Annotated in this window: 4 protein-coding genes and 1 pseudogene; 4 read left to right on the top strand and 1 reads right to left on the bottom strand. The window is 65.5% G+C overall.

Annotated features, from left to right (window positions below; all coding sequences use genetic code 11):
* Positions 1–188 (top strand): hypothetical protein (locus VJR25_RS12070; protein WP_324115325.1); only part of this gene is annotated, 188 nt, incomplete at its 5' end.
* A 482-nt stretch (positions 189–670) separates the two neighbouring features.
* On the opposite strand, the gene VJR25_RS12065 is transcribed toward VJR25_RS12070, so the two are convergent.
* Entirely contained in the window at positions 671–1,294 is a 624-nt protein-coding gene (locus VJR25_RS12065) for a TetR/AcrR family transcriptional regulator (RefSeq protein WP_324115323.1), read from the bottom strand.
* A gap of 118 nt (positions 1,295–1,412) precedes the next feature.
* Here VJR25_RS12065 and VJR25_RS16710 point away from each other — a divergent pair.
* From VJR25_RS16710 to VJR25_RS12045, 3 genes and pseudogenes are all read left to right on the top strand, one after another.
* A pseudogene (locus tag VJR25_RS16710) lies at positions 1,413–2,519 on the top strand (amidohydrolase); the annotation flags it as partial.
* A 59-nt stretch (positions 2,520–2,578) separates the two neighbouring features.
* Positions 2,579–3,133, top strand: a complete 555-nt coding sequence (locus VJR25_RS12050) for an amidohydrolase family protein (RefSeq protein WP_324115328.1) — start codon at positions 2,579–2,581, stop codon at positions 3,131–3,133.
* Positions 3,130–4,521 carry an APC family permease gene (locus VJR25_RS12045; protein WP_324115317.1) on the top strand — a complete coding sequence of 464 codons (1,392 nt, stop codon included), beginning with the start codon at positions 3,130–3,132 and terminating at the stop codon, positions 4,519–4,521. The genes VJR25_RS12050 and VJR25_RS12045 overlap by 4 nt, the downstream gene beginning before the upstream one ends.
* The last annotated feature ends 261 nt before the right edge of the window (positions 4,522–4,782 follow it).

The raw sequence follows: 4,782 nt of genomic DNA, 5'->3' as shown, positions 1-4,782 counted from the left end.
GGAACGCGAACGCCTTCGCTGAGTCGCACTCGAACACCTATCAGCGGGGAGTCGTGGTGATTGAGTACACGAGCTCTGCCCTGTCGGAGCATGATCGGCAGGGTCTGCAAAGCATCTTCGACAACGTCGGCAATTCGGATGATCCTCCGCAAGGCCCCGCCCCGTCGACGTTGACATCAAATGGTTAGCCCACGAGCTTAGGATGAGAGGCATCTGCTAACCGAGTCTTCGCCAGCCTCATGATGGTAGTCCTGGCATACGTTTTCTACTGGACGAGACTCAGCTTCTTGATTCCGTACTGCGTTGCCCTGATGCTGCTGGGGGCGTGTGCGATCGTCACCTGTTGGTTCATTCGGGCTCACAAGACCAAGCTGGAACCGGCCCCGCGCTTCACCTCCTACCCCGGGGACGCCGAGGACTTCTCTGGCGACCTGGTACAGGTGGACCCGAACACGGGAGTCGTGCTCCGTGAGGCAGGACAGATGTGGCTCTCGAACGAAGCATGGCAAAACGCCCGCAAGGCTGCCCAGGCCTACCTCGAGCAGCGGGCCGCTCAAGGGCAGCCAGTGACGCGGCCACGCGGCTGGAAACGCATCCGATGAACTGATGAGCCGTGCCCGCCGCCGGCGAGATCCGGGATCCGGTCACCGAGGAAACCGGGAGCGTTGACTCATCGGGGCCGGTCATCCCGTGGGTATGAGAGTGCGGCGATAAGCCCTTCGGCGCTTTGGCGGGCCTGTGCGATCCGCTCCGGCGACGGATCGAGGTCATTGGTGAACGTGTTGCCGAGGGCGAGGGAGAACACCGCATAGGCGGTGGAATCGAACGCGTCTGCGTTCTCGGGCGGCAGTTCCCGGGTGAAGATCGCATTCAGTGCGTGCTGGATCGAACGGTACGCCTGCAGCACGATCAGATGGATCTCCGGGATCGTGCGGCCTGCGTCGATGAACGCGAGGGCGGCCGCATTCTCGCTTCCGGGTTCGGCGAACTCCCCGAACAGGTAGTCGAGCGCACCCGCGATGTCGGCTGCAGGGGAGACGAGCGGGGCGACGCGGAACAGGGTCGCGATGTCTGTCTCGTCCCACCCGGCGTCGCCGAAGAAGAAGACACGGGCGGCGTCGATCAACAGCTCGTCGCGGTTGCCTGCGAAGTGCCGGATGTGGCCGCGCGCCATCCCGGCGGTGTCTGCGATGCGCTCGAGCGTGGTTCCGCTCACTCCGTGAGAGGCCATGCACTGGATCGTCGCGTCGACGATCTGACGCCGGCGCTGCGGCGCCACGGACGGTCTGCCCATCCCGCTCCAATCGTTCTCATACTGCGCACTCCCATCATGCCCCTTGCAGTTTATTGTCATTTCTGACTAGATTGTTGACCAGGCGGCGACGGGGCTCCTCAGTGAAGGGACGAAGACGATGGCGATGATCCTGACCAATGCAGTGATCCACACCAGCGACGACGAGCGACCCGTGGCCGACACAGTCGTCGTCGAGGATGGGCGTATCGCGTTCGTCGGCACGCGGGCGGTGTGGCAGCAGACGGCGGAGGATGTGGAGATCGACCTCGGCGGGCGGGTCATCGTGCCCGGCCTGATCGACGCCCACACCCATCCCGGGATGGTGGCCCGGAGTGGATGGCACGTCCGGCTTCCCCGCACCCGCGACCTCGACGAACTCCTGGCGTTCATCGCCGAATACGCACAGACCCATCCGCGCGACGAGATGCCCTTCCTCTACTTCGAGTATTACGACCGGGCGGTCTTCGGCGACGCCGAGCCGACCAAAGGCCTCCTCGACGCCGTCGTGTCCGATCGTCCAGTCCTGTGCCAGGACTTCAGCGAGCACGAGCACTGGGTCAACAGTCGGATGCTGGAGCTCATGGGGATCACCAAGGAGACCCCCGATCCCGTCCCCGGACTGGAGATGTTCGTCCGTGATGCCGATGGCGAGCCGACCGGCCTTCTGCGCGAGATGGTCCACCTGCGCTTCCTGGACGTGATGTACGGACGTCTCGGATGGCATCCGCCCGAGCAGATCACGCCCGAGCGCATCGCGCCGTTCTTCCGGTTCATGACCGCCAACGGCGTGACGGCCGTTTTCGAAGCGCTCGTCGAGGGGGAGGACACCGCACGCGCGGTGGCCGAACTCGATGACCGAGACGCTCTGTGCTTGACGTACGAAGGCGCTGTACGCTTCCGCCGCCGCGGCGACCTGGATGCCGCCATCGCGATGCTCGCCGACTTCGACAGCCGGCATGGTCGGCGGAGGGTGCGCTTCCGCACCCTCAAGCTCTTCCTCGACGGCACGAACGAGAGCGGCAACGGGGCGGTGCTCTCACCTCTCGTCGAGGGCGACCCGGCGCGCGCGCTCGGAGAGATCGGGATGGATGCGGCGGAACTCGCCGACTGCTTCGACAGGTGCAATGAGGCGGGCGTGGACATGCACATCCACCTCGTCGGCGACCGGGCGTTCCGCATCGCCTGCGACGCCGTCGAGGCAGCCCGCAGCAGGTGCGATGCGGAAGGGATCCCCTGGGCGATGCAGGTCACGTTCGCCCACTGCGAGCTCGTCGACCCCGCTGACTGGCGCGCCCCGCGGAACTCGGCATCATCGTCAACTGGACCCCCCACTGGTCGGGAGGCTATTTCGGAGAGGGTGCGCGCGACCACCTCGGCGACGAGCGCTGGAACCGGATGTACCGCTTCACAGAGATCGCCGAGGCCGGCGCGGCGGTCACCTTCGGCAGCGACGTGGTGACCGAGTACGAACTGTCCCGTGGCGCCCCGCTCTACGGCATGCAGATCGCCGCGACGCGCTTCGACCCCGAGTACCCGGTCGACCCGGTGCGCTATCCCGGCAGCGTGCGTCCGCCTCTCTCATCCCGGCTCACCGCCGACCGACTGCTCCGTGGCTACACCATCGACGCGGCCCGCCAACTCCGGCGTGAAGGGGAGATGGGCTCCTTGCGTGAGGGAAAGTCCGCGAACCTGTGCGTGCTCGGCGGTGACCCGCTCTCTTCGCCGGCGCATCGACTCGGTGCGATCGCGATAGAAGCCGTCATGTTCGAGGGCCACGTGGTCGCGGGCTCCCTTCCCACTCCGAACCACCCGATTCAGATCAGAGAGATTGTGCGATGACGACGATCCAAGAAGCGCCGAAGCTGCGGCGCGTGCTCACGTTGAGGTACCTGGTGGTCTTCGGGATCGCCTATCTCGCCCCGACAGTGGTCTTCGACGACTACGGCATCATCAGCAAAGAGACGGGCGGAATGATGGCGCTCGCCTACGCCATCACCGGGGTCGCGATGTTCTTCACGGCGTACAGCTACTCCCGGATGGTCAAGGCGTACCCGACAGCCGGTTCCGCATATACGTACGTCCAGCGGTCGGTCAACCCGTGGCTGGGATTCTTCACCGGCTGGGTGATGCTCATCGACTACCTCCTGCTGCCGATGATCTGCTACCTGCTGCTCGGCATCTACATGAACAGCGTCCTGCCGGACGTCCCGGTGGCCGTCTGGGTGGTCGCCGCTGCCGCGTTCGTCGCGGCATTCAACATCCTCGGCATCCGCGCGGCCGGTCGCGTGAACCTCGTGGTCGTCGTCGCGCAGGTCGCGCTCAGCGCCACGATCGCTGTGCTGCTCGCCGTGATCGTCGCTCAGCTGCGGGGCCCGCTCGCTCTGTTCGACAGCGTGGCCATCCTGAACCCGCAGACCTTCCACAGCGGGAACCTGCTCAGCGGCGCGGCCGTCCTCGCGACCTCGTTCCTCGGGTTCGATGCGGTGTCGACGTTCGCCGAAGAGACCAAGGATCCGCGCAAGACTGTCCCGCGAGCGGTGATCCTGGTCGCCGTCGGCGCCGCGTTCGCCTTCACGCTGATCGCGTACATCATGCAGATCGCCTGGCCGGCCGGATGGCACGACATCAAAGACCCGAACACCGGCATCCTGTCGCTCTTCGAGCACCTCGGGATCGGCTGGATGCAGACGCCGTTCCTCATCGTGGACAACGCCTCGAACATCGTCTGCGCCATGGCGGCGCTCGCGGCGGTCTCACGCATCCTCTTCGGAATGGGCCGCGACGGCGTGCTTCCGCGGCGCGTCTTCGGTCACCTCGGACGCCGGTTCCAGACGCCGACCTGGAACATCCTCATCACGTCCGCGTTGGCACTCACTGCGATCTTCTATGCCGACAATCTGCTCGGTGCGACATCGCTCGTCAGCTTCGGGGCCCTCACCGGTTTCGCATTCGTGAACTACTCGGTCATCAGCCACTACTTCATCCGGGGAAAGCAGCGGCCGGGAGTGAATGTCTTGCGATACCTCGTCATGCCGAGCCTGGGAATCGCCATCTGCGTCGTTCTGTGGGTCGGCCTCGATGTCCAGGCGAAGGTGCTCGGCCTGAGCTGGCTCGCGCTCGGCGTGATCTACATCGCGATCAAGAGCCGGGGTTTCCGACGTCCCCCTGTTCCGATAGCGCTGGATGAGATCGAGTCGGTGGATGCCCCGGCGATCCCGGTCGTCTGATCGCCGAGTTCCCCGAGCGAGTGCGCGGCGCGACGCCTCGGTCGTGTCCTCGAGCACGACGCCGGCACGGTGTCGTCGACGACGTCGGCGACGTGGATGTTCCAGACGAACTCGACGGCCCATTGCCGAACGCACGGTGGCGCATGCGGCGTATCGTGGCTCAGGGGTTCAGCGGATGTACACGACGCAGCTTCTCACCGAGGCCACGTGGCCTGACTTCGCGCGCCTCGTCGAGGCGAACAACGGGGTGTGGGGCGGATG

Origin of the sequence: Microbacterium sp. (assembly GCF_035277845.1) — a bacterium.
Lineage (GTDB): Bacteria > Actinomycetota > Actinomycetes > Actinomycetales > Microbacteriaceae > Microbacterium.
The sequence above is the reverse complement of the archived record's forward strand: the minus strand, read 5'-3'. Positions and strand labels throughout refer to the sequence as shown.

Coding starts and splice junctions, on each gene's coding strand:
- VJR25_RS12065 (WP_324115323.1), bottom strand. CDS start 1,294: ATGGGCAGACCGTCCGTGGCGCCGCAGCGCCGGCGTCAGATCGTCGAC.
- VJR25_RS12045 (WP_324115317.1), top strand. CDS start 3,130: ATGACGACGATCCAAGAAGCGCCGAAGCTGCGGCGCGTGCTCACGTTG.